Genomic DNA, 23,214 nt, shown 5'->3' on the forward strand with positions numbered 1-23,214 from the left:
ATGAGGAGGAATTCCATGAAGCTGATGCGTGTTGGCGAAGCAGGCAGTGAAAAACCCGCACTTCTCGATGCCGATGGCAAGATCCGCGATCTCTCCGGACATGTCGCTGATATCGGCGGCGAAGCGATCACACCGGCAGGCCTTGCAAAGATAGCGGCCATCGATCCGAAGAGCCTTCCGGAAATCGCGCCCGGCCGCATTGGGCCCTGCGTCGCGGGCACTGGCAAGTTCATCTGCATCGGCTTGAATTATTCGGATCACGCTGCCGAAACCGGTGCGACCGTGCCGCCCGAGCCGATCATCTTCATGAAGGCAACATCCGCAATCGTTGGACCGAACGACGATGTGATCATTCCCCGCGGTTCGGAAAAGACCGATTGGGAAGTCGAGCTGGGCGTCGTCATCGGCAAAACCGCCAAATATGTGACAGAAGCCGAAGCGCTGGATTATGTCGCCGGTTATTGCGTCTCCAATGACGTTTCCGAGCGCGCTTTCCAGACCGAGCGGTCCGGTCAATGGACCAAGGGCAAATCCTGCGACACCTTTGGCCCGATCGGCCCCTGGCTCGTGACCAAGGATGAAATTCCGGAACCGCAGAACCTCGGCATGTGGCTGACGGTCAACGGCCAGAAGATGCAGAACGGCTCATCGAAGACGATGGTTTACGGGGTTGCGTTCCTCGTCTCCTATCTTAGCCAGTTCATGTCGCTGCATGCCGGTGACGTGATCTCGACCGGCACGCCTCCGGGCGTCGGCATGGGCCTCAAGCCGCCGCGTTATCTCAAGGCGGGAGACGTGGTCGAACTCAGCATCGAAGGTCTCGGCACGCAGAAGCAGACCTTCGTAGCGGATCGTTAACGACGCTTCTTGCTGAGAAACTTAAGTTTTCAGCTCGATTATGATGCCGGAGGTCAATTCTCCGGCATTTCTTGTGTGGGTTTGGTTCGTCCATGTTGCTGTGCAACAGAAACCTGTTAGTCTGCGTTACGTGCCCGCATTACGGAAAGACTCGATGCCTCTCAATCAGCGTCATCTTTTCGATAGAGAAAGGTGGCGCCTTCCATGTTTTATCAGCTTTATGAATTGAACCATGCCGCCATGGCGCCGTTTCGCGCCGCGGCCGATATCATGCGATTTGCCTATGCCAATCCGCTGAACCCGTTCTCCCATACGCCATTCGGCCGGACGATGGCGGCAAGCCTCGAAATGTTCGAACGCACGACACGCCGCTACGGGAAGCCGGAATTCGGACTGAAGCAGACGACGATTGGCGATCGGACGGTGTCCGTCCGCGAAGAGGTCGTCTGGTCGCGACCCTTCTGCAATCTCCTGCATTTCGCGCGCAGTGTTCCCGCCGCGCGCGGCAATGATCCGCGCATCCTGATCGTCGCGCCGATGTCCGGCCACTATGCCACGCTGCTGCGCGGCACGGTCGAGGCGCTGCTGCCGAGTGCGGATATCTACATCACCGACTGGATCGACGCCCGCATGGTGCCGATGACGGAAGGCACGTTCGATTTCGACGATTACGTCGACTATGTCATCGAGATGCTGCATTTCCTCGGTCACGACACCCATGTCATCGCCGTCTGTCAGCCTTCTGTTCCGGTGCTGGCAGCCGCTGCGGTGATGGAAGAAGCCAGGGATCCGCTTTCGCCGGCGTCGATGACGCTGATGGGCGGCCCGATCGACACGCGCATCAACCCGACGGCAGTCAATAAGCTCGCCCAGGAGCGATCGCTGCAGTGGTTCTCCGACAATGTCATCATGAACGTGCCCTGGCCGCAGCCGGGCTTCATGCGCCCGGTCTATCCGGGATTCCTGCAGCTCTCGGGCTTCATGTCGATGAATCTTGATCGCCACCTCGTCGCGCACAAGGAATTCTTCATGCATCTCGTGAAGAACGACGGCGAGCCGGAAAGACATCGCGATTTCTACGACGAATATCTCGCCGTTATGGATCTGACCGCCGAATTCTATCTGCAGACGGTGGAGGAGGTCTTCATCAAGCATTCACTGCCGAAGGGCGAACTGATGCATCGCGGCAAACGCGTTGATCCGGCGGCAATTCGCAATGTGGCGCTTCTGACCGTCGAAGGTGAGAATGACGATATCTCCGGGGTCGGCCAGACAAAGGCGGCTCAGACCATCTGCGTGAACATTCCCGAAGATATGCGCATGCACTATCTTCAGCCGGATGTCGGCCATTATGGTGTTTTCAATGGTTCGCGTTTCCGCCGCGAGATCGCGCCGCGCATCATCGATTTCGTCCGCCAGCATTCGCGTTCTGCCATTAAGCCTCCGGTCCCGCGTGTCATCAAGGGCGGCCGGGCGGGCTGAATCAGGGATAGCTGAATTAGCGAAACGGATTCAAGGCCTTGTCCGATTTCGCGGGCAATCGTCTTGAAGGCGGTTATTGCGGTAACCACATCGATTTCAGCGTTCGGTATTCTGCCGGGCGCGGAAAGCGAGGGATACCCGCACGATGAACCAGTCAGCATTGCTTCGACCGGATTGGACTCCGGCTACCATTGCCCTGATGATTCTCGGCTTCATGGTTTTCTGGCCTCTGGGTCTTGCCATGCTTGCCTACATCATCTTCGGCGACCGTCTGCGCGGCTTCAAGCGTGACGTCAACCAGGCGACCGATGGCTTCTTTGCCTCCTGCCGCCGCCCGCATGGCCGTCACCGCCCGCACTTCTCGACCGGCAACGTCGCCTTTGACGACTGGCGCAAGGCCGAACTCGACCGGATGGAGGAAGAGCGCCGCAAGCTTGACGAAATGCGCGAGGAATTCGACTCCTATCTGCGCGAACTCCGCCGCGCCAAGGATCAGGAAGAGTTCGACCGTTTCATGCGCGACCGCAGGAACGCCAAGCGCGATGATAACGGCCCGGTCGCTGAATACCAGACGCCGTAAACACCTGAACGATGAATTGATGACCGGCATCTCGCGATGCCGGTTTTTCCATGTCCGCCCTTCCGACGATCATTTAGATCTGCCGGCGAATCGTATAGAAAACACGCATGTTCTCGCTTCTGAAAACAAGCTCGAAGGCGCGAAAGCCGGCTCCGCCCGAAATGCGGACGCTCGACGTCGCTGGCCGGCTCATGCCGCTGACGATCAAGCAGCATGACCGGGCGACACGCATCACGCTGCGCATCGAACCGGGTGGCCGCGCCTTGAAGATGACGGTGCCGAAAGGCCTTGCGGCGCGTGAGGTTAATGCCTTCCTCGATCGTCACCAGGGTTGGCTCCTCACCAAGCTTGCGAAGTTTTCGACCGATGCCGGCCTGCGTGACGGCGCCGAAATCCTTGTTCGCGGCGTTTCCCATCGCATCCAGCATAGCGGCAGCTTGCGCGGGCTGACCGAGGCGGTGTCCATAGATGGCAGGGCGGTGCTGCGCGTCAGCGGCATGCCGGAACATGTGGGACGGCGCATTGCGGCCTTTCTCAAGAAGGAGGCGCGCTCCGATCTCGCAAGACTGGCGACGATGCATGCCGCAACGATCCGGGCGCCGATCCGCTCGATCTCGATGAAGGATACACGCAGCCGGTGGGGTTCGTGCTCGTCGGAAGGAAATCTGAGCTTTTCCTGGCGTATCGTCATGGCGCCACCTTCGGTGATCGATTATCTCGCCGCCCATGAGGTCGCCCATCTCAAGGAAATGAACCACGGTCCGCACTTCTGGGCCCTCTGCCGTAAGCTTTGCCCCGGTATGGAGGAGGCGAAGTCCTGGCTCAAACGGCATGGAAGCCAGTTGCATGCCATCGATTTCGACTAGCGCATAACCCGAAAATCGGAATGATTTTTCGGAAAGGATTATGCGCAGATTTAAAGTGATAGAGCGTCCCTAGCGCGTCGTTTGGACGCGCGGCGCTCTAGCCGGGAGCCGCGCTAAATTCAGTGTCCGTCGCAAATTGGCTCGACTCTTTCCGCATTTCGTGTCACTTCGCTGCCATGAGACCGGATATCAAGATCTGTGGCTTGAAGACGCCCGACGCAGTCGATCGCGCGCTGAAACGCGGCGCGACCCATATCGGTTTTATCTTCTTCGAAAAGAGCCCGCGCTATATCGAGCCGGACCTGGCGGCAAAGCTTGCCGAACCTGCGCGTGGCAAGGCGAAAATCGTCGCCGTCGTCGTCGATCCGACCAATGACGAACTCGACGAGATCGTGTCGTTGTTGAAGCCGGATATGCTGCAGCTTCACGGCAACGAGAGCCCCGAACATGTGCTGACCATAAAGGCGGTCTATGGTCTGCCCGTGATGAAGGCCTTTTCGGTCCGCACGGCAGACGACCTGAAGCGCGTCGAGGCCTATATCGGCATCGCCGACCGTTTCCTCTTTGACGCCAAAGCGCCGAAGGGTTCAGAACTGCCTGGCGGCAACGGTATTTCCTTCGATTGGAGCCTTCTCAGCTGGCTTGACGGCAACGTCGACTACATGCTTTCCGGCGGGCTGAACAAGGACAATGTCGCAGAAGCGCTTTTCATCACCAAGGCACCGGGTATCGACGTCTCGTCGGGAGTCGAAACTGCGCCTGGCGTGAAGAGCGTCGCGAAGATCGATGAATTTTTTGACGCGGTCGAAAAGGCGAATGCGCCGATGATGGCCTCAGGGAGTTGAGAGTGAACGAGACGCCTAAACCGAATTCCTTCCGTTCCGGCCCCGATGAAGATGGCCGTTTCGGCATTTATGGCGGTCGTTTCGTCGCCGAAACATTGATGCCGCTGATCCTTGATCTGCAGGACGAGTGGAACAGGGCAAAGAACGATCCGGCATTCCAGGCCGAATTGAAGCATCTCGGCGCGCATTATATCGGCCGCCCGAGCCCGCTCTATTTCGCCGAGCGGCTGACGGCCGAACTCGGCGGCGCGAAGATCTATTTCAAGCGCGAGGAGCTGAACCATACCGGCTCGCACAAGATCAACAACTGCATCGGCCAGATCCTGCTCGCCAAGCGCATGGGCAAGACCCGCATCATCGCCGAAACCGGTGCCGGCCAGCACGGCGTCGCCTCCGCAACCGTTGCCGCCCGCTTTGGCCTTCCCTGCGTCGTCTATATGGGCGCCACCGATGTCGAGCGTCAGGCGCCGAACGTTTTCCGCATGAAGCTGCTCGGCGCGGAGGTCAAACCGGTCACCGCAGGCAGCGGCACGCTGAAGGACGCCATGAACGAGGCGCTTCGCGACTGGGTCACCAATGTCGAGGATACCTATTACCTGATCGGAACGGCAGCCGGTCCGCATCCCTATCCGGAGATGGTCCGCGATTTCCAGTCGGTGATCGGTATCGAAGCGAAAGAGCAGATGCTGGCAGCCGAAGGCCGCTTGCCGGATCTCGTCATCGCTGCCGTCGGCGGCGGCTCGAACGCCATCGGCATTTTCCATCCTTTCCTGGATGATCCCTCTGTGAAGATCGTCGGCGTCGAAGCCGGCGGCAAGGGTCTGCAGGGCGACGAGCATTGCGCCTCGATCACCGCCGGTTCGCCCGGCGTGCTGCACGGCAACCGCACCTATCTGCTGCAGGATGGTGACGGTCAGATCAAGGAAGGCCATTCGATTTCGGCCGGTCTCGATTATCCCGGCATCGGTCCCGAACATTCCTGGCTGAACGATACCGGCCGTGTCGACTATGTGCCGATCATGGACCACGAAGCGCTCGAGGCTTTCCAGACGCTGACCCGCCTCGAAGGCATCATCCCGGCGCTCGAGCCCTCGCATGCCATTGCCGAGGTGATCAAACGCGCACCGACGATGGGCAAGGACGAGATCATCCTGATGAACCTCTCCGGGCGAGGCGACAAGGATATCTTCACCGTCGGCAAGATTCTCGGAATGGGACTGTAAGACATGACCGCACGCATGGACAAACGCTTTGCCGAGCTGAAGGCCGAGGGCCGTCCGGCGCTTGTGACCTATTTCATGGGCGGCGATCCTGATTATGACACCTCGCTCGGCATCATGAAGGCGCTGCCTGAGGCGGGCTCCGACATCATCGAGCTCGGCATGCCCTTTTCCGATCCGATGGCCGACGGCCCGGCGATCCAGCTGGCCGGCCAGCGCGCCTTGAAAGGCGGCCAGACGCTGAAGAAGACGCTGCAGCTGGCGGCGGATTTCCGCAAGACCAACGATGCTACGCCGATCGTGATGATGGGTTACTACAACCCGATCTATATTTATGGCGTCGAGAAATTCCTCGATGACGCGCTCGCCGCCGGCATCGATGGCCTGATTGTCGTCGACCTGCCGCCCGAGATGGATGACGAACTCTGCATTCCGGCCATCCGCAAAGGCATCAATTTCATCCGCCTGGCGACGCCGACGACCGATGAGAAGCGCCTGCCGAAGGTACTGAAGAACACCTCCGGCTTCGTCTACTACGTCTCGATGAACGGCATCACCGGTTCGGCGCTGCCTGATCCGTCGCTGGTTTCGGGCGCTGTCGCCCGCATCAAGCAGCACACCAGCCTGCCCGTCTGCGTCGGCTTTGGCGTCAAGACGGCGGAACATGCAAAGGTCATTGGCGGTTCGGCCGACGGCGTCGTCGTCGGCACCGCGATCGTCAATCAGGTCGCGACCAGCTTGACGAATGACGGAAAGGCAACGGCGGACACGGTGCAGGCCGTTGCCACGCTGGTGCGCGGCCTTTCCACAGGAACCCGTTCGGCGCGCCTTGTTGCTGCCGAATAGTTTGCCCACATTGGCGCTAAAGCATGTCGCGCAAAGGTGTGCAGCGGTTTTGTGGCAACGACATACGGGAAACCCAAGACCTAAAAGCGCGGCAGGCAAATCTGAAAGATCGCGACGCGCTTTAGTCAATCAGGAGTATTCGAGTTGAACTGGATCACCAACTACGTTCGCCCGCGGATCAATTCCATGCTGGGCCGTCGCGAAGTGCCGGAGAACCTCTGGATCAAGTGCCCGGAAACGGGCGAGATGGTCTTCCACAAGGACCTCGAAGGCAACAAATGGGTCATTCCAGCGTCTGGTTATCACATGAAGATGCCGGCCAAGGCGCGGCTGGCCGATCTCTTCGACAATGGCGAGTTCGAATCGCTGCCGCAGCCGAAGGTTGCTCAAGATCCGCTGAAGTTCCGCGATTCGAAGAAATATAGCGATCGCCTGCGCGACAGCCGCCTGAAGACCGAACAGGAGGATACGATCCTCGCCGGTGTCGGAAAGGTGCAGGGACTGAAACTCGTGGCCGTCGTGCATGAATTCAACTTTATCGGTGGTTCGCTCGGCATGGCCGCCGGCGAGGCGATCGTTAAAGCTTTTGAGCGTGCGACGTCTGAAAAGTGCCCGCTGGTGATGTTCCCCGCTTCCGGCGGGGCGCGCATGCAGGAAGGCATCCTGTCGCTGATGCAGTTGCCGCGCACGACGGTTGCTGTCGACATGCTCAAGGAATCCGGCCAGCCCTATATCGTCGTGCTGACCAATCCGACGACCGGTGGCGTCACGGCCTCCTATGCCATGCTTGGCGATATTCATCTGGCAGAACCCGGCGCTGAAATCGGCTTTGCCGGCAAGCGCGTGATCGAGCAGACGTTGCGTGAAAAACTGCCCGAAGGCTTCCAGACCTCCGAATATCTGCTGGAGCATGGTATGGTCGATATGGTCGTTAAACGTCACGATATTCCGGAAACGCTGGCGCGCCTCTTGAAGATCCTGACGAAGAAGCCGGTTTCTGCGGCGAACGACATGAATGGCGGCGCGATTGCTCTGGCGGCGAGCGCCTGATAACCGACAAGCAGGCGGGGTGCCGAATTGATACCCAGAGGCCAAACCGCGGTGAGTGAGGCAGCACAGGAGATCGACAAGCTCATGGGATTGCATCCCAAGGGCTTTGATCTGTCTCTCGATCGCATCACTCGTCTTCTCGATGTGCTCGGCAATCCGCACAGGAAGCTGCCGCCGGTGATCCATGTCGCCGGCACCAATGGCAAGGGGTCTGTCACCGCCTTCTGCCGCGCCCTGCTCGAAGCCGGCGGCTACAGCGCCCATGTCCACACCTCGCCGCATCTCGTCAATTGGCACGAACGTTATCGCATTGGCGTCAAGGGCGGACGCGGGCAGCTTGTGGATGACGCCGTCTTTGCCGAGGCCGTGCGTCGCGTGGCCGATGCCAATGCAGGACAGCACATTACCGTCTTCGAAATCCTGACGGCGGTCACCTTCATCCTGTTTTCCGAACATCCGGCCGATGCCGCTATCATCGAAGTCGGTCTCGGCGGCCGGTTCGACGCCACGAATGTCATTTCCAATCCGGCCGTCTCGGTCATCATGCCGATTTCGCTGGATCACCAGCCCTATCTCGGCGACAGGGTCGAGCTGATCGCGGCCGAAAAGGCCGGTATCATGAAGCCGGGATTTCCCGTTGTCATCGGTCATCAGGAATATGACGCAGCACTCGACGTGCTGATGTCGACGGCCGAGCGGCTGCATTGCCCGAGCGCCGTCTTCGGGCAGGATTTCATGGCGCATGAGGAATATGGCCGGCTCGTCTACCAGGACGAATTCGGTCTTGCCGACCTGCCGCTGCCGCGCCTTCCCGGCCGGCATCAATATGCCAATGCCGCCGCCGCCATTCGTGCCGTCAAGGCGGCGGGTTTCACGGTCACCGAGACGATGATGGAAAAGGCGATGAGTTCGGTCGAATGGCCGGGCCGGCTGCAGCGTCTGAGCGAGGGCCGGCTGCTGTCGCATGCGCCCGCCGGCGCCGAGATCTGGATCGATGGCGGACATAATCCCGGTGCAGGCGAAGTGATCGCCGAAGCCATGGCCAATTTCGAGGAACGCCAGTCTCGGCCGCTTTTCCTGATTACCGGCATGATCAACACCAAGGATCCGGTCGGCTATTTCAAGGCCTTTACCGGCCTGGTCGAGAAGGTTTTCTGCGTGCCGATCCGCGGCAGCGAAGCGATGATCGACCCGGTGATATTGTCCAATGCCGCTTATGATGCCGGTTTGGTTGCCGAACCGATGTTGACGGTCGGCGATGCGCTGGAAGCAATAAGAGCCGTTCTCGATCCAGAGGCTTTGCCGCCGCGCATCTTGGTCGGCGGCTCTCTCTATCTCGTCGGCGATGTCCTTGCCGACAACGGCACGCCCCCGAAATGAAGGCGGTAAGATGAAAAAAGCCCGGTCGAACCGGGCTTTTCATTTGTGATACAAATTGAGCGATATCAATCAGGCAGCGTTCGAAATCCAGTTCGAAAGGGCCGTCTTCGGCTTTGCGCCAACCGAGATATCGGCAACTTCGCCGCCCTTGAAGATTGCAAGCGTCGGAATGGAGCGCACACCGAACTGTGCAGCGAGTTCCGGGTTCTCATCGATATTCAGCTTGGCCACCTTGACCTTGCCTTCCATCTCGACGGCGATTTCTTCGAGGCTCGGAGCAATCATCTTGCACGGGCCGCACCATTCAGCCCAGAAATCGACGACGACGGGTTCTGCGGATTCCAGAACTTCCGACTGGAAGTTATTGATATCGACTTTCACGGTAGCCATGGGCTGCTCCTTTATCGGAATTGGGTGTTGAACCACATGTGATGGTGCGGTGCTGAATTTTCAATGTCCGGTATTTCACTTTGTCTTGACCGCTGCAAGCGCCAAACCGAGCGCCTTTTCGCTCAGTGTGAAGAGCGAGGCGTTCTCGGTATAGACAAGCATGCAATCGATACGCTTCTCAGGATAGAGCGGCGCCAGGATCTCGCGATAGATCGCCAGCTGCGCCCGGTGCGCGAAGGGGATGGTCTCTTCTGTTGTCGGCGGCACCCGATTGGTCTTGTAGTCGAGAATGACGACGCGATCGGCAAGGACGGCAAGCCGGTCGATACGGCCGGAGACAGCATAGCGCCGGTCCTCGAGCGTCAATGTTCCCATGATCGAGACCTCTGGCTGGGCCTGCGCACCGAGGACGGCCTGCAGACCTTCCTCGTCCAATAGTTTCAGAACTGAATCGACAAGCTTGCGCCGTTCCGCTTCCGGCCAGAATCGCGCCGCTCGTTCGGCATAGCGGCTTGCCGCATCAGGCCGTTCGCCAAGTGGAATTTCGGGAAGCGCCTGCAGCATGCGATGGATCAGCCTGCCCTTCTCCAGTGAGCGATCGCTGCGCTCCTTCTGGCCGAACAGCGGCGAAATGACGAGCAGACTGCCCTCGTCTTCATCGACGATCGTCCCGGCACCGGAAGGGCTGAGCGGCCGAGGGAGCTCAGCCTGCGGCGGCAATGGCCGCAACAGGCCGTCCGGCAAGGTCTCCTCGCTGTCGCGCTCTTCGTTGCGATCGGTACGCTCGAAGCTTCGTTCTACCCGCGGCACGCGCCATTTGATGCCCGGCCATTGCCCATCGGGGCCGGAGAATGTGGTCGCCTCCACATGCGGATGGTCGTCGTGCAGCGCCGTCGAAATCATCATATGCCAGGTGTCGTTGTTCACCCGCACGCCACGATAGCCGCAGACGACCAGCCGGTCGGCTGCGCGCGTCATGGCGACATAGAGCAGCCGGCGATATTCTTCTTCCGCCAGCATCTGGATACGCGCCGCATCGTCCTGGGTCAGCGAATTGGCGAGATCGGAGACAGGAACCCAGACGGGCATCGACGGCTCGTCGGGGCCGGTCTCGATCAGGCGAAGCTTCGGCAGATGGGTATGGGTGAAGGCCTTCGAACCGCCGTCGACGAGGAAAACGATCGGTGCTTCAAGACCCTTGGAGGCATGCACCGTCATGATCCGCACCTCGTTGCGCCCCTTATCCTGCTCGCGTTTCATCACGGGTGCTTCGAGCTCCAGCGTCGAGATGAAGGATTGCAGACCGGGAAGGCCGGAGCTCTCGTGGTCGAGCGTGAAGGTCAGGAATTCGTCGAGAATATCGCTGACCTCGGTGCCGAGACGGGCAAGGAATTGCCGCCGCCCGCCATAGCTACCCAGCACGCGCGCATAGAAATCATGGACCGACAGGCTCCTGGATTGCCGGAGAAACAGCTCCAGCCTCTCGACGGCAGCACGGAAACGTTCGGTGCCGTCGGCGGCGAAGCTTTTGAGATGGCTCCAAACGCTCTGATTGCCGCCGCGCAATGCGGCGATCGCAAAGATGTCGTCTTCGGAGAGATCGAAAAGCGGACTCTTGAGCACGGCGGCGAGCGACAGGTCGTCTTCCGGCAGAAGCAGGAAACGACCGAGCGCCAGCAGATCCTGCACGGCGATGTGGCTGGTCAGCACCAGCCTGTCCGCACCGGCGACCGGAATATCGCCGCGGCGTTTCAGCGCCCGCGTCAACGCATTGACGAAGGCGTCGCGCTTGCGCACCAGCACCAGGATGTCGCCGGCTTCGATCAGGCGCTCCTTGCCTTTGTCGACGATCGTCTCGCGGCCGACGAGCGTGCCGATCGAATGGGCGATCCGCCGCGCGAGGATTGCGGCCGGCGCGCTTTCCGGCGTCGCATCGAAGGGCGCCGTCCAGTCTTCCTCCTTCACCACGGCTTCCGGCGCGACCATCTCCCAGAGGTCGACAGCGCCGGGATGTCCGATGCGGCTGGAACGATGCACGACCGGTTCGCCGAGCGCGCTCAGGCCGCGGGCGTTGTCGGGTGCCTTGAAAATGTGGTCGACGGCCTCGAGCACGTCGGCAGTCGAGCGGAAGGAGAGCGGCAACCGCACCGAGGAAAAGCTCTGCCCGCTGTCGGAAACGCGCCGCCGCGTCCGGTCGCTCTCCTCGGAAAAACGCTCAGGCCGCGCCCCCTGGAAAGAATAGATCGACTGCTTTTCGTCGCCGACGGCAAAAAGCGTGCGCACGATCGGTCGGGCGCTTTCGCCGGAGAAGAAATCTTCGGCGAGCGACTGGATGACGCTCCACTGGATCGGGCTGGTATCCTGCGCCTCGTCGACGAGGATATGATCGATACCCCGATCGAGCTTGTAGTGGATCCACGGACCGACGCCACTTTTCGTCAGCAGGTCGGCGGTGCGGGTGATCAGGTCCTCAAAGTCGAGCTGGCTGCGCTGCTTCTTCAGCTCTTCATAGTCGTGATTCAGTCTGTCGGCGAGCACGAGTGCTGCATGCGTGGCGCCGTACATCCGCATCAGTTTCAGCCGGTCGCGGCTTGTTGCGACATGCGCGCGGGCAATGGCGATGGCGCACGCCAGCTGCGGGGCCTCGGCAAGCATGGCCTTGACGAAGAATTGCGAGTCCGCCTTGGGCTCGCCCTTCACGGTCAGAAAGATTTTCTCGAGAAACTCAGCGCGCCTTGCCTCATCGCGCTCCCGCCCAGCGAGCCTGAGGCCGTAGGCAACCTCCTGCGCCTTGGCACCGCCCTTCTGGTCGGCAAGCGAGAGATAAAGCTCCAGCGTGCCGCCCGAAAGCTCCGGCAAAGGCCAATATTGCGCTGCGATCCGGCTTTCCGTGTCACCAGCGGCGAGACCTAGCCTCTTGCGCAGGACCTTCTCCACACCGCCCTGCTGTTCAGCCGTCGCCGTGAAACGACGAATGGCGTTGCGGTTGGCGACGATGTCGCCGAGCAGGTTCTCCAGTCCGGATTCGTCGCCGAGATTGAGCACATAGGCGAATGCCTCGGCAAGGGCGCTGTCTTTCTCCGGCGCTGTTGCCGTCAGCAGCGCCCGGCGCGCATCGGAAAGCAGCGCCACCGCCGCGCGATCGTCGAGAACCGAGAAATGTCCGGCAACGTTAGCCTCCAGCGGGAACTGATGCAGCAGCGCCTCGCAAAAGGCATGGATCGTCTGGATCTTCAGTCCGCCGGGTGTCTCCAGCGCCTTGGCAAACAGCCGGCGAGCTTCGGCGAGCTTCAGTCCGTCGGGAGCCGTACCCTCGATCTGCGTGATCCGCCGGCCGAGGTCTTCATCGTCAAGCACCACCCATTCCGCCAGCCGTTCGAAGACGCGGTTCGACATTTCGGACGCCGCGGCCTTGGTATAGGTGAGGCATAAAATGGCGGAAGGCCGCGCACCGGCAAGCAGCAGCCGGATGACGCGCTGTGTCAGGACATGCGTCTTGCCGGAACCGGCATTGGCTGAGACCCATGCCGAACGCAGCGGATCAGAGGCAATCGCCTGCTGGATCGTCGTCCAGCCGATCCACGCGCCCGGATCGTCGTCGTTGGGAAGGGCGGTCACATCACTCATCACCGCCCTCTTCGGTTTCGGCCGTCGACCATTCGGAGACGCGGGCAAGATGATCGTAGTCGCCGCCGAAATCGAATTGCTGGGCCGGGATCAGCCGGGAGGTAAAACCCCTTTCGTTGGATTGCAGCAACCCCACGAATTTGACCAGCTGATCGATCGATTCGGCCGCGAGATCCATCGCCGATTTCGCCTTGTCGCTGCGGGCAGAGCTCTCGTTGTTGACCGTATCGACCTGGAAGCGGCTACCTGGTCGCAGACGCACATAGAGAAGGTCCTGCGGCACGAGGCTGCCGGCATCGCGGAAGGCGCCGGCGCTCAAGGCGGCCGCTTCGAGCGCAAGCTGCGGATCGAGAAGCACGCGTGCCTGCGCCGGCGAGGGATTGTAGCCGGTCTTGTAGTCGATGATATCGGCGGCGTTCGGTCCGGTGACGTCGATCCGGTCTGCGACACCGGTGAGGCGGATATTGATCGCCTCCAGCTCCATGCCGCCCCGCACTTCCGTCAGCGTTTTCCGGATGCCATGTCGCCGTCCGGCCTCCCATTCGAGGAAGACGCCGGCCACCGCGCGAAAGCGCGGCCGCCACACGGCATCGATATGCGGCGGCAGCTGCTCCATGTCGAAAAGCTCGGAAAGGATGCGCTCCATGGCCGCTGCCGCATCCGGCGTGCCGGCGATGTGAGCCTCGCGAATGAACCGGTCGATGATCTTGTGGTAGAGCGTTCCGCGTTCGGCGGCCCCTGGATCGCGATTGAACGGGTCGACGGGGTCGAGCCGCAGCACACGGCGGGCATAGATGGCATAGGGATCACGGCGCAGCCGGCCGACTTCGCTGAAGGAATAGGATTTTGGTTGCAGGGCCAGCGGCGGTTTCGGCGAAGGTCGCAGCGCCGGCGCCTGACCATCTCCCCGATCGATGAGACCGGCCCATTGGAGAAACCGGTTGCCGCGTCCCTTCAATTCCGCTTCGAACGCCTCTCCGCCGAGCGCCAGCAGCCGCTGCAGCCAACGCGAGGCGACGGTCGGCGTCGAACCTTGGCGCAGCGCGCGCGCATAGATCAGATGGCGCGTGCCGTTTGCCATCTCGAAATCATGCGCCAGCTGGCCGATGCGCCGCTCCGGCGGCTCCAGGCCGATCTCCGTCTTCATCATTCGCGGAATGAAGGGATTGTTGGCGGTCTGCCCCGGCCAGGTGCCTTCGTTCAGGCCGCCGAGTATCAACGTATCGACGCTCTGCAGTCGGGCTTCCAGCGTGCCGAAGATGAAGAGCCTGGGATGGCTGAGCGCCCGCGGCTTCACCGCATGACCGGCGGCAAGGGCTGCCATGATGTCGATCCATTGCGGCCCGTCGGCCTCCATCTGGCCGTCCGTGTCGATCACTTCACCGAGCAGGGCAGCGAGTGCATCTCCTGCTTCACCAGACCAGAGATCGGCGAGATTGCCTTGCGGATCGACCGCGACCGCCTCAAGCGAACGGCCGGTGCGCTCCGCCCATTCGGACAATGTGAAGCGCACTGTTCTTCCGCGATCTTCCGGCCGGTGCCGGATCAGCGCCGAAGCCAGCGGCTCGGTCGCTTGTGCGACCCGCCGGGCGAGGCCGTATGCGCCGTCGGCGGCCTCAGGCGAAAGCGCTTTTCGCCATTGCGGCGCATGCCTATCCAGGGCCTGTTCGGCAAGTTGGTGAGTGAGCAGCGGTTCCAGCGTGCTGATATCAACCTCTGCCACGCCGCCGCGCAGCGCCAGCAGCTCGAGCGCCTCGGTAGCGGAAATCAAGGCGTCGCGTTCCAGCCCGAAGCGGGCAAGCGGATGTTTGAGCAACGAGATGATCGCCACTGGATCACCCGGCCGCAGCGCTGCCTCCAGCAACAATTGCAGCAAGGTGCCCTGCGGCATGGCCGAAAGTGGCGTGCCCGCCGAATCATCGGCGAGGATGCCGAAGCGGGAAAGCTCGGCCATCACCCGCCGCGCGAGATTGCGGTCCGGAGTGATGAGTGCCGCGCGGCTTTCACCATCCTGTCCAGGTCTTTCCAACGCGAGCCGGAGTGCGATGGCAATTGCGGTTGCTTCCTCTCGCTCATTGGCGGCTTCGATCAGCGAGACATCAGAGAAGGCCGAAGACAGCGCGCCTGCCGGCAGGTCGTTCTTCCATGCTCCCCAGTCGCTGGTCGCCTCCGCCGGGGCAAGTGCCCGCGACAGGATTTCGGCGCGCCGGTCGAGATCAGCCTCCGGCCTATCGAGGAGCATGACGTCGGCCCGCGTCAGCTTCAGCCGCTTGAGCAGCGACGACAGGCCATATTGCGAGTGGCTCCGGCTTGCGGGATTGGCATGTTGGCCGGGCGCCGGTTCCGGCGCGACCATCTGCCAGTGCTTCTCGGGCGTGGAGAGATCGAGACCGGGAAGCACGATCACGCCTTCCGGCAGATGGGCGACGGCGGCGATGAGGTCGGCGGTGGCGGGAACGGACCCTGTCGAACCGGCGATGATGATCGGTCCGGTGGGTTTCGTCGCCGAAAGCCGGCTTGCTTCGGCCCGGAGAATGGCGTTTCTGTGCCGTGCCGGCGAGGATTTGCCGAGTTCGGACAGCCGCTCCGGCCAGAATGCGCTGGCGATCTGCAGAAATTCCGCCGTCAGCTGCCACCAGGCGGCATAGTCGCCGGTGTCGAGTTTCGACAGTTCCGCCCAGTCGAGATCCTCGGTCTCGATGGAATCGATCAGCTCCGCAAGGTTGCGGGCGAGCCAGATGGCATCCGCCGGACTTGCCGGCGCAACGAGCGGCGAGTCCGAATGGATGTGGCGGACGATCTCCGGCAGCTTGTTTCGCCAGGCAAGGATCAGGCGCGCCAGCTCCAGCAGACGGGCGGTATTCGACAGCGGCTGGGCGAGATCGATCGTTGCCGGCAGCACCTCGTCGAAATAGCCGCTATCGTCGTCGGTTTCGCCGAGTGGACGGATGACCGGCAGGATGGCTGAGCGGCCGCCGAGCAGGTCGACGAATTCCGAGCGCAGCACACGCACGGCGCGCCGGGTCGGCAGGTAGATCGTCACCTTGGCGAGCGACAGCGGATCATCGGCCTCGTGCCGGAAAAGCGGCGTCAGTCGGCCATCGCAAAGCGTCGTCGCCAGCATTTTCAGGAAGGGGAGGCCCGCCGGGATTGTCAGGATGCGTGGCTGGTGCCGCTCTGCCATGGCTCAGGCAAACGCCCGCAACCTGCGGATCGTTTCCTCCGCCTCGCCGATTGCCTCCGGCGTTCCCACAGTCAGCCAATGGCCTTCGAGCACCATGCCGAAAAGCCGTCCGCGCGCGATCGCCTTGTCGAAATAGATATTGAGGTTGAAGGCATCCTTCGGTGCATCGTCGAGCAGCGACGGGTTCATGACGATCGCTCCGGCGTAGACAACGGGATTGGACGGATCATCGCGATAACGCGTCAGCCGGCCATCGGTTGCGAGGCTGAAGTCATTCTTGCCGTTGTGACCTGTCGTATCCTCGATCCCAACGCAAAGCAGCGCCATGTCCATGCGTTCACTATCGAAGAATCCGGCTAAGCGTTGCAGGTTGGTCGGTCGCCCCGGCTGCTCGCCGATCCAGAAGAGATCGGCATTCATGACGAAGACATTGTTGCGGTTAAGTAATGTCAGGCCCTTCGCCAGCCCGCCGCCGGAATTCATCAGAGCGTCCTGCTCGTCGGAAATGATGATGTCGAGGCCGCGGTAGTTCCTGAGATGGTCGAGCATCTGATCGGCGAAGTGGTGGACGTTGACGACGGCCCGTTCGACACCGGCCGCCACCAGTGAATCCAGCGCGTAGTCGATCATCGGCTTGCCGTCGATCTTCACCAGCGGCTTCGGGATCGTATCGGTGATCGGGCGCATGCGGGTTCCGAGACCCGCGGCCAGTACCATGGCTTGTCTGATGGTCATTCTGATCCGGAACTTATGATTCGCTCTGGTCTATTCCAGCCCTTGTGCACCAATCGCGCAAGGGGGCAAGCGTTTCATGCTCTAGCGCGACGTTCAGATAGGCAAGCGTGCGCGGCATGTGTTTCAGATAGCCCGGCTTGCCGTCGCGCTGCAACAAGCGCACCCAGAGACCGGCAAGCTTGCAATTGCGCTGCGCCGACATGATTGCCCAGGCCCTCATGAAGCCGGCTTCGTCGAAACCGCCCTGTGCGCGGCGAAGCCCCAGATAATCATCCATCAGTTGCCGGAAGAGGCCCGGCTCGATCGTTACGCGCGCATCCTGGACGATCGAGGCGAGATCATAAGCCGTGGGGCCGATCATGGCGTCCTGGAAGTCGATGAGGCCGATCCGTTCGACGCCCTTCGCATGCGGTCTCCAGATGATATTCGGCGAGTGGAAGTCGCGCAGCAGCAGGTTCTTCTCGGCCGTTGCGAGTTCGTCGATGAGTGTATCCCAGATCGCCAGATAATCCGCGCGTTCGGCTTCGGTTGCGGGTGCGCCCTGGCGCTTCCAGGGCAGGTGCCAGTCGAGCACCAGCCGCACCTCCATCTTCATCGCCGTACGGTCGAAATCAGGAATATGATGGACATGCCTCTTTCCAACTGGGATGTCGTGCGGAAATTTCAGAGCGTGCAGTCTGGCCAGGCAGGCAACGCTTTCGCGATAGCGTTCGATAATAGGCTGTCCGTGGGCGTCCAGCACGCCGTCACTGCCGAGATCTTCGATCAGCAGGATACCCTTGTTATAATCCACCTTGTAGACTTCGGGCGCCGCAAAGCCGTCCTTGCGCAGCGCATCGGCGATCGCCACGAAGGGATAGGCGTTTTCGGCAAGATGCGCGACTTTGGGATAGGGTTTACCGTCGAGAACCGGCGGGCCTTCGGCAAGAGGCGGCCAGTCCATCAGGATGATGCGCTGGTTCTCGGCCTTCGGATAGATCGCCTCATAGGCGCGCAGCGAGGCATCGCCGGTCAGGAAGCGGCGTTTCGCTTCGGGGTAACCTGCAGCGTCAAGGAAATCGCGGATCGCCAGGACACGGCGGATGCGTGTAATTTGCGCGCCCGCGGCTCTGATTGTCGCCCGCCGGCCGATGCCTTCATGTTCCAGCGTCAGCGCGATGCGCTGAACGGGCAGTTCGCTCTCCGCCATCTCCGGCCATTCGACGAGACAGATGCCGTTCTGCAGAGCCTCGTCGAAGCCGAGTTCGGTCAGTTCGGCGGGATCGCCGAGCCGGTAGAGATCGAAATGCGAAATGGGGATGCGCAGATCGTAGGACTGGACCAGCGTGAAGGTCGGGCTCGGGACCTCGAGCTCTTCGTCATCGGCCATGGCGCGCAGGATCGCCCGGGCGAGCGAGGATTTCCCCGCGCCGAGATCGCCGGAAAGGGCAAGGCAATCGCCGGCCTTCAGGGCCAGCGCCAGATCTTCGCCGAGGCGGATGGTAGCCGCCTCGTCTTTCAGGAAAAGCGAGATCGCATCGCTGGTCGTCATTCGGCGGCGGCGGAATGCGGCACATCGACCGACGGGATACGGCAGACGACGGTCGTGCCCTTGCCCGGCTCGCTGTCGATCGTCACATCGCCATGATGCAGACTGACGAAGCTGTCGACGATCGAGAGGCCGAGGCCGGCGCCGCCGCGTTTGCCGCTTTTCGCCCCCGTGGCAAAACGGTCGAAGACGGTTGCGATCATATCAGGTGAGATGCCGGGGCCGCGATCGCTGACTGAGAAGACGAAATCCGTGCCTTCGCGATGGCATTCCAGCGAGATCGAGGTGCCTTCGGGCGAGAAATTCGCTGCATTGGAAAGAAGCTTCAGAAGGATCTGCTTCAGCCGCTGCGGATCGGCAATGATCGAGCCGAGATAGGCGGGTGCGGTAATTTCAAGCGCCACGCCGCTTTCGTGGAGGCGATCGGCGATCTGCATCGAGACGTCGTCGAGCAGATCGTTGAGATCGATATCCGCATAGTTGAGGCGCATGATGCCGGCGTCGACTGTCGCAAGGTCGAGGATATCGTTGACGAGCGTCAGGAGAACCGAGGACGAGGTCGAGATGTGGTCGATATATTCGGCCTGCCGTTCGTTCAGCGGCCCGACACCCGGTGTACGCAGGAGATCGGTGAAGCCGATGATGTTGGTCAGTGGCGAACGCAGTTCATAGGAAACGTGCTGGACGAAGTCGTTTTTCAGCTCGTCGGCTTTGCGCAACGCTTCGTTCTTCTCGGTCAGAGCGCGCTCGGCACGCACGCTGTCCGTCATGTTGACGAAGGTCAGCATGGTCTGCGCGTTCGGCAGCGGGATGACGGCGTAGTCGAGCACGAGGCCGGAGAAGAGTTCCAGCGTTCCCTGGCCCGAGCGGCGTTCGTCGTCAAAGCTGGTGATCAGTTCCGCGAAGGTCTTCCAGCCGTCCGGCCGGTCATAGGACGGCGCGCAGGCCTCGCCCAGCGCACGGATATGGGTGCCGGGCTTGGCTTCGGTTTCGGTGATCCCCCAGAGCGCGCGGAAGGCCGGGTTGGAAAGGCGGATGCGTCCATCAGGGCCGAACACCGCCACACCTTCGGAAAGATGGTCGATCGTTTCGCCCTGCACCTTGACCAGCGTGTTGTAGCGCGTTTCGAGATCGACCTGCTCGGTCAGGTTTTCGAACACCCAGGTGGCGCCGCCCTGCGGATGGGCGGTTGCAAAGACGCGCAACGTCTGTCCGTTCGGCAGGTGCCAGAGATCGGATTGCGTGTCGAGCGCGCGATAAACGGAAAGTGCGGCTTCCTTCCAGCTTTTCCAGTTGAGCTGGTCCGGTAGCTTCTTGGCCGCCCGCAGCCGCTCGAGCAGCTCGCTATTGTCAGGTCGGCCTTCGAGGAAGGCGATATCCAGCTCCCAGAGCGCGACGAAGGCCTGGTTGTAGAATTGCAGCCGGCGGTCGCCGTCGAAGATGGCAACCGGCGTGGCGAGATGGTCGAGCGTTTCGGCATGGCTCTTCAGCGTCCGTTCCAGCTCGGCGCGCACTGCCTCTATGTCGGACACATCGATCGCGATGCCGGCCGAGCCGCCGGGAACTCTGACGTCGACGACGTCGAAGAAAGTGCGGTTGCCGTGAACGACCGTCGAAATCTTGTCGTGGAAGGGCGATTCCGGCGTCGTCGTCGCGCGAATGCGTTCGCGCGCCACGGTCGTCAACATCTCGCGGCCTTCATTGATCGCCTGCTGCGGCGATCGCGCCTCGACCGCCTCGCCATAAGCCTGGTTGACCCAGGTGAGGCGGCCCACCGGGTCACGCTGCCAGGCCGGCATGTCAATCGCGTCGAGCATGGTCTGGAAGGCCGAGATCGAGGTCATCAGCCGGTCGCGCTCGATCCTGAGCTCCGCGAGCTCGGCGCGCAGATTGTTGAGCGCCACGAAACGGACGAAGGCCCGCCCGCCGGAAACCCGGCCCTGCGCCTCGAGGATTTCGTCGCGGATGGTTTCGACCACCATGTCGAAGCTCTGCGCCTCGTCGCGCAGCCGGTCGATCGCCTTTTCCAGCTCGGAAGCCGAACGTGACTTCAGCCACAGGCCGAAGGCCAGGAATTCGCCGTCCTGCGGCGCGCCGGTCTCAGGCGGAAGTTGGCCGAGCAGTTCGGGGCGCGCATTGCCGTCCCAGATGACGATCCGCCGGTTCTTGTCGGCGATCAGAGCCTGGTATTGCGAAATACGCTGCTGGGCATCGGAGAGCGCCGAGCGGATTTCCCGGCTCTCGTTTTCCAGGTTGCCGCGCTGGCGCACGAGCCACAGCGTCGACAGCAGTGCTGCCGATATGACTCCGATGACGACAGAAACACCGATCACCTGCGAGGATGTGAAGAGGTGAGCCGAAGCCGCCGCCTGCTGCTCCGCCTGTGCCAGAGCCGGCCGCGCCAGCGCGGCAAGCGCCGTGCCGGCAGCGCAGCTTTTCAGGAAGCGCGCCAATGGTCCGTGCCCTTGCTTTGCGGCCTCGTGTGCCGTTGCAGATTTATATCCTTGGCCTGCCATAAGCGGGCGGCGATCGGCGCGAGCGCCGTCGTCCGCCTGACCGGGCAGGCTGCTTTTCATTTCCGACATCCTCGGTATGTCTCCGTCCTTCAATGTGCCGCATTACGACAAGACATCCCATTTTCGGAGCGGTCGGACAGAGTCCGGCGCCACGAATCAAGTCTTAAAACAATACTTCGGAAGGGAATCGGCGGGAAGGGAGCGCCCAAAAAATAAGCCGCGACATTTGTCAATGCCGCGGCTTCTACATCTTGTGGATATTAACGATCAGATCAATATCTGTAGTGGTCGGACTTGAACGGCCCCTTCGGCGAGACACCGATATAGGCAGCCTGTTCCTCAGAAAGCTCAGTCAGCTTCACGCCGAGCTTGTCGAGATGCAGGCGTGCGACCTTTTCATCGAGATGCTTCGGCAGGATATAGACCTGGTTGGAATACTGGTCGGGCTTGGTGAAGAGCTCGATTTGCGCCAGCGTCTGGTTGGTAAACGAAGCCGACATCACGAAGGACGGATGGCCGGTGGCGTTGCCGAGGTTGAGCAGACGGCCTTCGGAAAGAAGGATGATGCGGTTGCCCTTGGGGAATTCGATCAGGTCGACCTGTGGCTTGACGTTGGTCCACTTGAGATTGCGCAATGCAGCGACTTCGATTTCGTTGTCGAAGTGACCGATATTGCCGACGATGGCCATATCCTTCATCGCCCGCATATGGTCGATGCGGATGACGTCCTTGTTGCCGGTGGTGGTGATGAAGATATCGGCCGAGGAAACGACGTCCTCGAGTAGAACGACTTCATAACCGTCCATCGCAGCCTGCAATGCGCAGATCGGATCGGCTTCGGTCACCTTGACGCGGGCGCCGGCGCCGGAGAGCGAAGCGGCAGAACCCTTGCCGACGTCGCCGTATCCGCAAACGACCGCAACCTTGCCGGCCATCATGACGTCGGTGCCGCGGCGGATGCCGTCGACCAGCGATTCCTTGCAGCCATACTTGTTGTCGAACTTCGACTTGGTAACCGAGTCGTTGACGTTGATCGCCGGGAAGGGCAGCAGGCCCTTCTGGCTGAGCTGGTAAAGGCGGTTGACGCCGGTCGTCGTTTCCTCGGTGACGCCCTTGATCGCGTCGCGCTGCTTGGTGAACCAACCCGGGGAAGCGGCAAGGCGTTTCTTGATCTGTGCGAAGAGGATTTCCTCTTCTTCGGAATGCGGATGAGACAGCACGTCCTCGCCGGCTTCTGCGCGGGCGCCAAGCAGGATGTACATGGTGGCATCGCCGCCGTCATCGAGGATCATGTTGGAAAGGCCGCCGTCGGCCCACTGGAAGATCTTGTCGGTATAGACCCAGTAATCCTCAAGCGACTCGCCCTTGATGGCGAAGACAGGCACGCCGGAAGCGGCGATCGCGGCAGCGGCATGATCCTGCGTCGAGAAGATGTTGCACGAGGCCCAGCGGACTTCGGCGCCGAGCGCGACCAGCGTTTCGATGAGTACGGCCGTCTGGATGGTCATGTGCAGCGAGCCGGTGATGCGCGCGCCCTTCAGCGGCTTAGTCTGGCCGAATTCGGTGCGGCAGGACATCAGCCCCGGCATTTCGGTTTCGGCGATCGTAATTTCCTTGCGGCCGAAATCCGCAAGCCCGATATCGGCGACGACATAATCTTTTTCAGTGCTCATAGAGGCCTCCAGGCTGAAAACGTCTCAAAATTGGCGCAGGCGCGAAGATGACCGCGTGCAAGCGCACGGCATGTCCGCCGTTTAGCAGGCTTCGCCCGGGATGGCAATAAGGATATAAAGAAGTCTTTATATGTTTATATGAGCTCGCCGGCGCTCACATTTCTTCGCCGAACCTATTCTGGATCAGCTGGTCCAGCGCCTCCAGGGCTTCCTCGGCCTGGCTGCCGCTCGCCGAGACGACGACGCTCGAGCCGGGGCTTGCCGCAAGCATCATCAGCCCCATAATGGAGGTGCCACCGACCGTCATCCCGTCCTTGGAAACGGTAATGGCGGCATCGAAGGTCTCGACCATCTGCACGAATTTGGCGGAAGCGCGCGCGTGAAGACCGCGCTTGTTGATAATGAGGAGTTCCCGGGAGAGCGATGTCATGAAG

At 61.3% G+C, this 23,214-nt stretch carries 17 protein-coding genes; 9 read left to right on the forward strand and 8 right to left on the reverse strand.

The genetic code is table 11. From position 1 onward, the window contains the following. Positions 1–15 precede the first annotated feature (15 nt). The 9 genes from U5G49_RS21995 (at position 16) to U5G49_RS22035 (ending at position 9,127) form a co-directional block, all read left to right on the forward strand. Positions 16–858, forward strand: coding sequence for a fumarylacetoacetate hydrolase family protein (locus tag U5G49_RS21995; RefSeq protein WP_047622452.1), 843 nt, complete (start codon positions 16–18; stop codon positions 856–858). A 204-nt stretch (positions 859–1,062) separates the two neighbouring features. Then, positions 1,063–2,340 carry a polyhydroxyalkanoate depolymerase gene (locus tag U5G49_RS22000; protein WP_018244173.1) on the forward strand — a complete coding sequence of 426 codons (1,278 nt, stop codon included), beginning with the start codon at positions 1,063–1,065 and terminating at the stop codon, positions 2,338–2,340. A gap of 145 nt (positions 2,341–2,485) precedes the next feature. Next, the gene (locus tag U5G49_RS22005; RefSeq protein ID WP_017962639.1) at positions 2,486–2,920 is read left to right on the forward strand and encodes a DUF2852 domain-containing protein; all 435 of its coding nucleotides are present in this window, start codon (positions 2,486–2,488) and stop codon (positions 2,918–2,920) included. Between the two features lie 107 nt (positions 2,921–3,027). Then, positions 3,028–3,786 carry a M48 family metallopeptidase gene (locus tag U5G49_RS22010; RefSeq protein ID WP_047622451.1) on the forward strand — a complete coding sequence of 253 codons (759 nt, stop codon included), beginning with the start codon at positions 3,028–3,030 and terminating at the stop codon, positions 3,784–3,786. A gap of 176 nt (positions 3,787–3,962) precedes the next feature. Next, positions 3,963–4,631 (forward strand): phosphoribosylanthranilate isomerase, encoded by a 669-nt coding sequence (locus U5G49_RS22015; RefSeq protein WP_027689457.1) that lies wholly within the window; start codon positions 3,963–3,965, stop codon positions 4,629–4,631. 2 nt (positions 4,632–4,633) lie between these two features. Next, positions 4,634–5,854, forward strand: a complete 1,221-nt coding sequence (gene trpB / locus U5G49_RS22020; protein ID WP_003544114.1) for a tryptophan synthase subunit beta — start codon at positions 4,634–4,636, stop codon at positions 5,852–5,854. Positions 5,855–5,857: 3 nt separating this feature from the next. Continuing rightward, entirely contained in the window at positions 5,858–6,697 is an 840-nt protein-coding gene (trpA, locus tag U5G49_RS22025) for a tryptophan synthase subunit alpha (RefSeq protein WP_018244177.1), read from the forward strand. A 144-nt stretch (positions 6,698–6,841) separates the two neighbouring features. Then, entirely contained in the window at positions 6,842–7,747 is a 906-nt protein-coding gene (gene accD, locus U5G49_RS22030) for an acetyl-CoA carboxylase, carboxyltransferase subunit beta (protein ID WP_018068910.1), read from the forward strand. Positions 7,748–7,774: 27 nt separating this feature from the next. Continuing rightward, positions 7,775–9,127, forward strand: a complete 1,353-nt coding sequence (locus tag U5G49_RS22035; RefSeq protein ID WP_193444510.1) for a bifunctional folylpolyglutamate synthase/dihydrofolate synthase — start codon at positions 7,775–7,777, stop codon at positions 9,125–9,127. A gap of 69 nt (positions 9,128–9,196) precedes the next feature. Here U5G49_RS22035 and trxA read toward each other — a convergent pair whose 3' ends face one another. From trxA to U5G49_RS22075, 8 genes are all read right to left on the reverse strand, one after another. Then, positions 9,197–9,517 carry a thioredoxin gene (gene trxA / locus U5G49_RS22040; RefSeq protein ID WP_008528748.1) on the reverse strand — a complete coding sequence of 107 codons (321 nt, stop codon included), beginning with the start codon at positions 9,515–9,517 and terminating at the stop codon, positions 9,197–9,199. 75 nt (positions 9,518–9,592) lie between these two features. Further along, positions 9,593–13,144 (reverse strand): double-strand break repair helicase AddA, encoded by a 3,552-nt coding sequence (addA, locus tag U5G49_RS22045; RefSeq protein WP_047622449.1) that lies wholly within the window; start codon positions 13,142–13,144, stop codon positions 9,593–9,595. Next, the gene (addB, locus tag U5G49_RS22050; protein WP_193444509.1) at positions 13,137–16,328 is read right to left on the reverse strand and encodes a double-strand break repair protein AddB; all 3,192 of its coding nucleotides are present in this window, start codon (positions 16,326–16,328) and stop codon (positions 13,137–13,139) included. The genes addA and addB overlap by 8 nt, the downstream gene beginning before the upstream one ends. Positions 16,329–16,331: 3 nt before the next feature. Next, positions 16,332–17,063 (reverse strand): nucleotidyltransferase family protein, encoded by a 732-nt coding sequence (locus U5G49_RS22055; RefSeq protein WP_018448424.1) that lies wholly within the window; start codon positions 17,061–17,063, stop codon positions 16,332–16,334. A gap of 13 nt (positions 17,064–17,076) precedes the next feature. Next, a complete protein-coding gene (tsaE, locus tag U5G49_RS22060) occupies positions 17,077–18,594 on the reverse strand; it encodes a tRNA (adenosine(37)-N6)-threonylcarbamoyltransferase complex ATPase subunit type 1 TsaE (protein WP_193444508.1) in 1,518 nt (505 codons plus the stop codon). Continuing rightward, positions 18,591–21,176, reverse strand: a complete 2,586-nt coding sequence (locus U5G49_RS22065; RefSeq protein ID WP_131605758.1) for a sensor histidine kinase — start codon at positions 21,174–21,176, stop codon at positions 18,591–18,593. Before U5G49_RS22065 ends, tsaE begins: the two co-directional genes overlap by 4 nt. A gap of 203 nt (positions 21,177–21,379) precedes the next feature. Next, a complete protein-coding gene (gene ahcY, locus U5G49_RS22070; RefSeq protein ID WP_011649859.1) occupies positions 21,380–22,780 on the reverse strand; it encodes an adenosylhomocysteinase in 1,401 nt (466 codons plus the stop codon). Between the two features lie 154 nt (positions 22,781–22,934). Next, complete coding sequence (locus tag U5G49_RS22075) at positions 22,935–23,210, reverse strand: HPr family phosphocarrier protein (RefSeq protein ID WP_003544133.1); 276 nt, start codon at positions 23,208–23,210, stop codon at positions 22,935–22,937. Positions 23,211–23,214: the final 4 nt, after the last annotated feature.

Source organism: Rhizobium indigoferae, assembly GCF_034554815.1.
GTDB lineage: Bacteria > Pseudomonadota > Alphaproteobacteria > Rhizobiales > Rhizobiaceae > Rhizobium > Rhizobium leguminosarum.

Excerpts from the sequence above, each read along its gene's own strand:
- ahcY (WP_011649859.1), bottom strand. The coding sequence starts at position 22,780 with ATGAGCACTGAAAAAGATTATGTCGTCGCCGATATCGGGCTTGCGGAT.
- U5G49_RS22005 (WP_017962639.1), top strand. The coding sequence starts at position 2,486 with ATGAACCAGTCAGCATTGCTTCGACCGGATTGGACTCCGGCTACCATT.
- addB (WP_193444509.1), bottom strand. The coding sequence starts at position 16,328 with ATGGCAGAGCGGCACCAGCCACGCATCCTGACAATCCCGGCGGGCCTC.
- U5G49_RS22065 (WP_131605758.1), bottom strand. The coding sequence starts at position 21,176 with ATGTCGGAAATGAAAAGCAGCCTGCCCGGTCAGGCGGACGACGGCGCT.
- U5G49_RS22055 (WP_018448424.1), bottom strand. The coding sequence starts at position 17,063 with ATGACCATCAGACAAGCCATGGTACTGGCCGCGGGTCTCGGAACCCGC.
- U5G49_RS21995 (WP_047622452.1), top strand. The coding sequence starts at position 16 with ATGAAGCTGATGCGTGTTGGCGAAGCAGGCAGTGAAAAACCCGCACTT.
- U5G49_RS22015 (WP_027689457.1), top strand. The coding sequence starts at position 3,963 with ATGAGACCGGATATCAAGATCTGTGGCTTGAAGACGCCCGACGCAGTC.
- U5G49_RS22000 (WP_018244173.1), top strand. The coding sequence starts at position 1,063 with ATGTTTTATCAGCTTTATGAATTGAACCATGCCGCCATGGCGCCGTTT.
- trxA (WP_008528748.1), bottom strand. The coding sequence starts at position 9,517 with ATGGCTACCGTGAAAGTCGATATCAATAACTTCCAGTCGGAAGTTCTG.
- U5G49_RS22075 (WP_003544133.1), bottom strand. The coding sequence starts at position 23,210 with ATGACATCGCTCTCCCGGGAACTCCTCATTATCAACAAGCGCGGTCTT.
- addA (WP_047622449.1), bottom strand. The coding sequence starts at position 13,144 with ATGAGTGATGTGACCGCCCTTCCCAACGACGACGATCCGGGCGCGTGG.
- tsaE (WP_193444508.1), bottom strand. The coding sequence starts at position 18,594 with ATGACGACCAGCGATGCGATCTCGCTTTTCCTGAAAGACGAGGCGGCT.
- trpA (WP_018244177.1), top strand. The coding sequence starts at position 5,858 with ATGACCGCACGCATGGACAAACGCTTTGCCGAGCTGAAGGCCGAGGGC.
- U5G49_RS22010 (WP_047622451.1), top strand. The coding sequence starts at position 3,028 with ATGTTCTCGCTTCTGAAAACAAGCTCGAAGGCGCGAAAGCCGGCTCCG.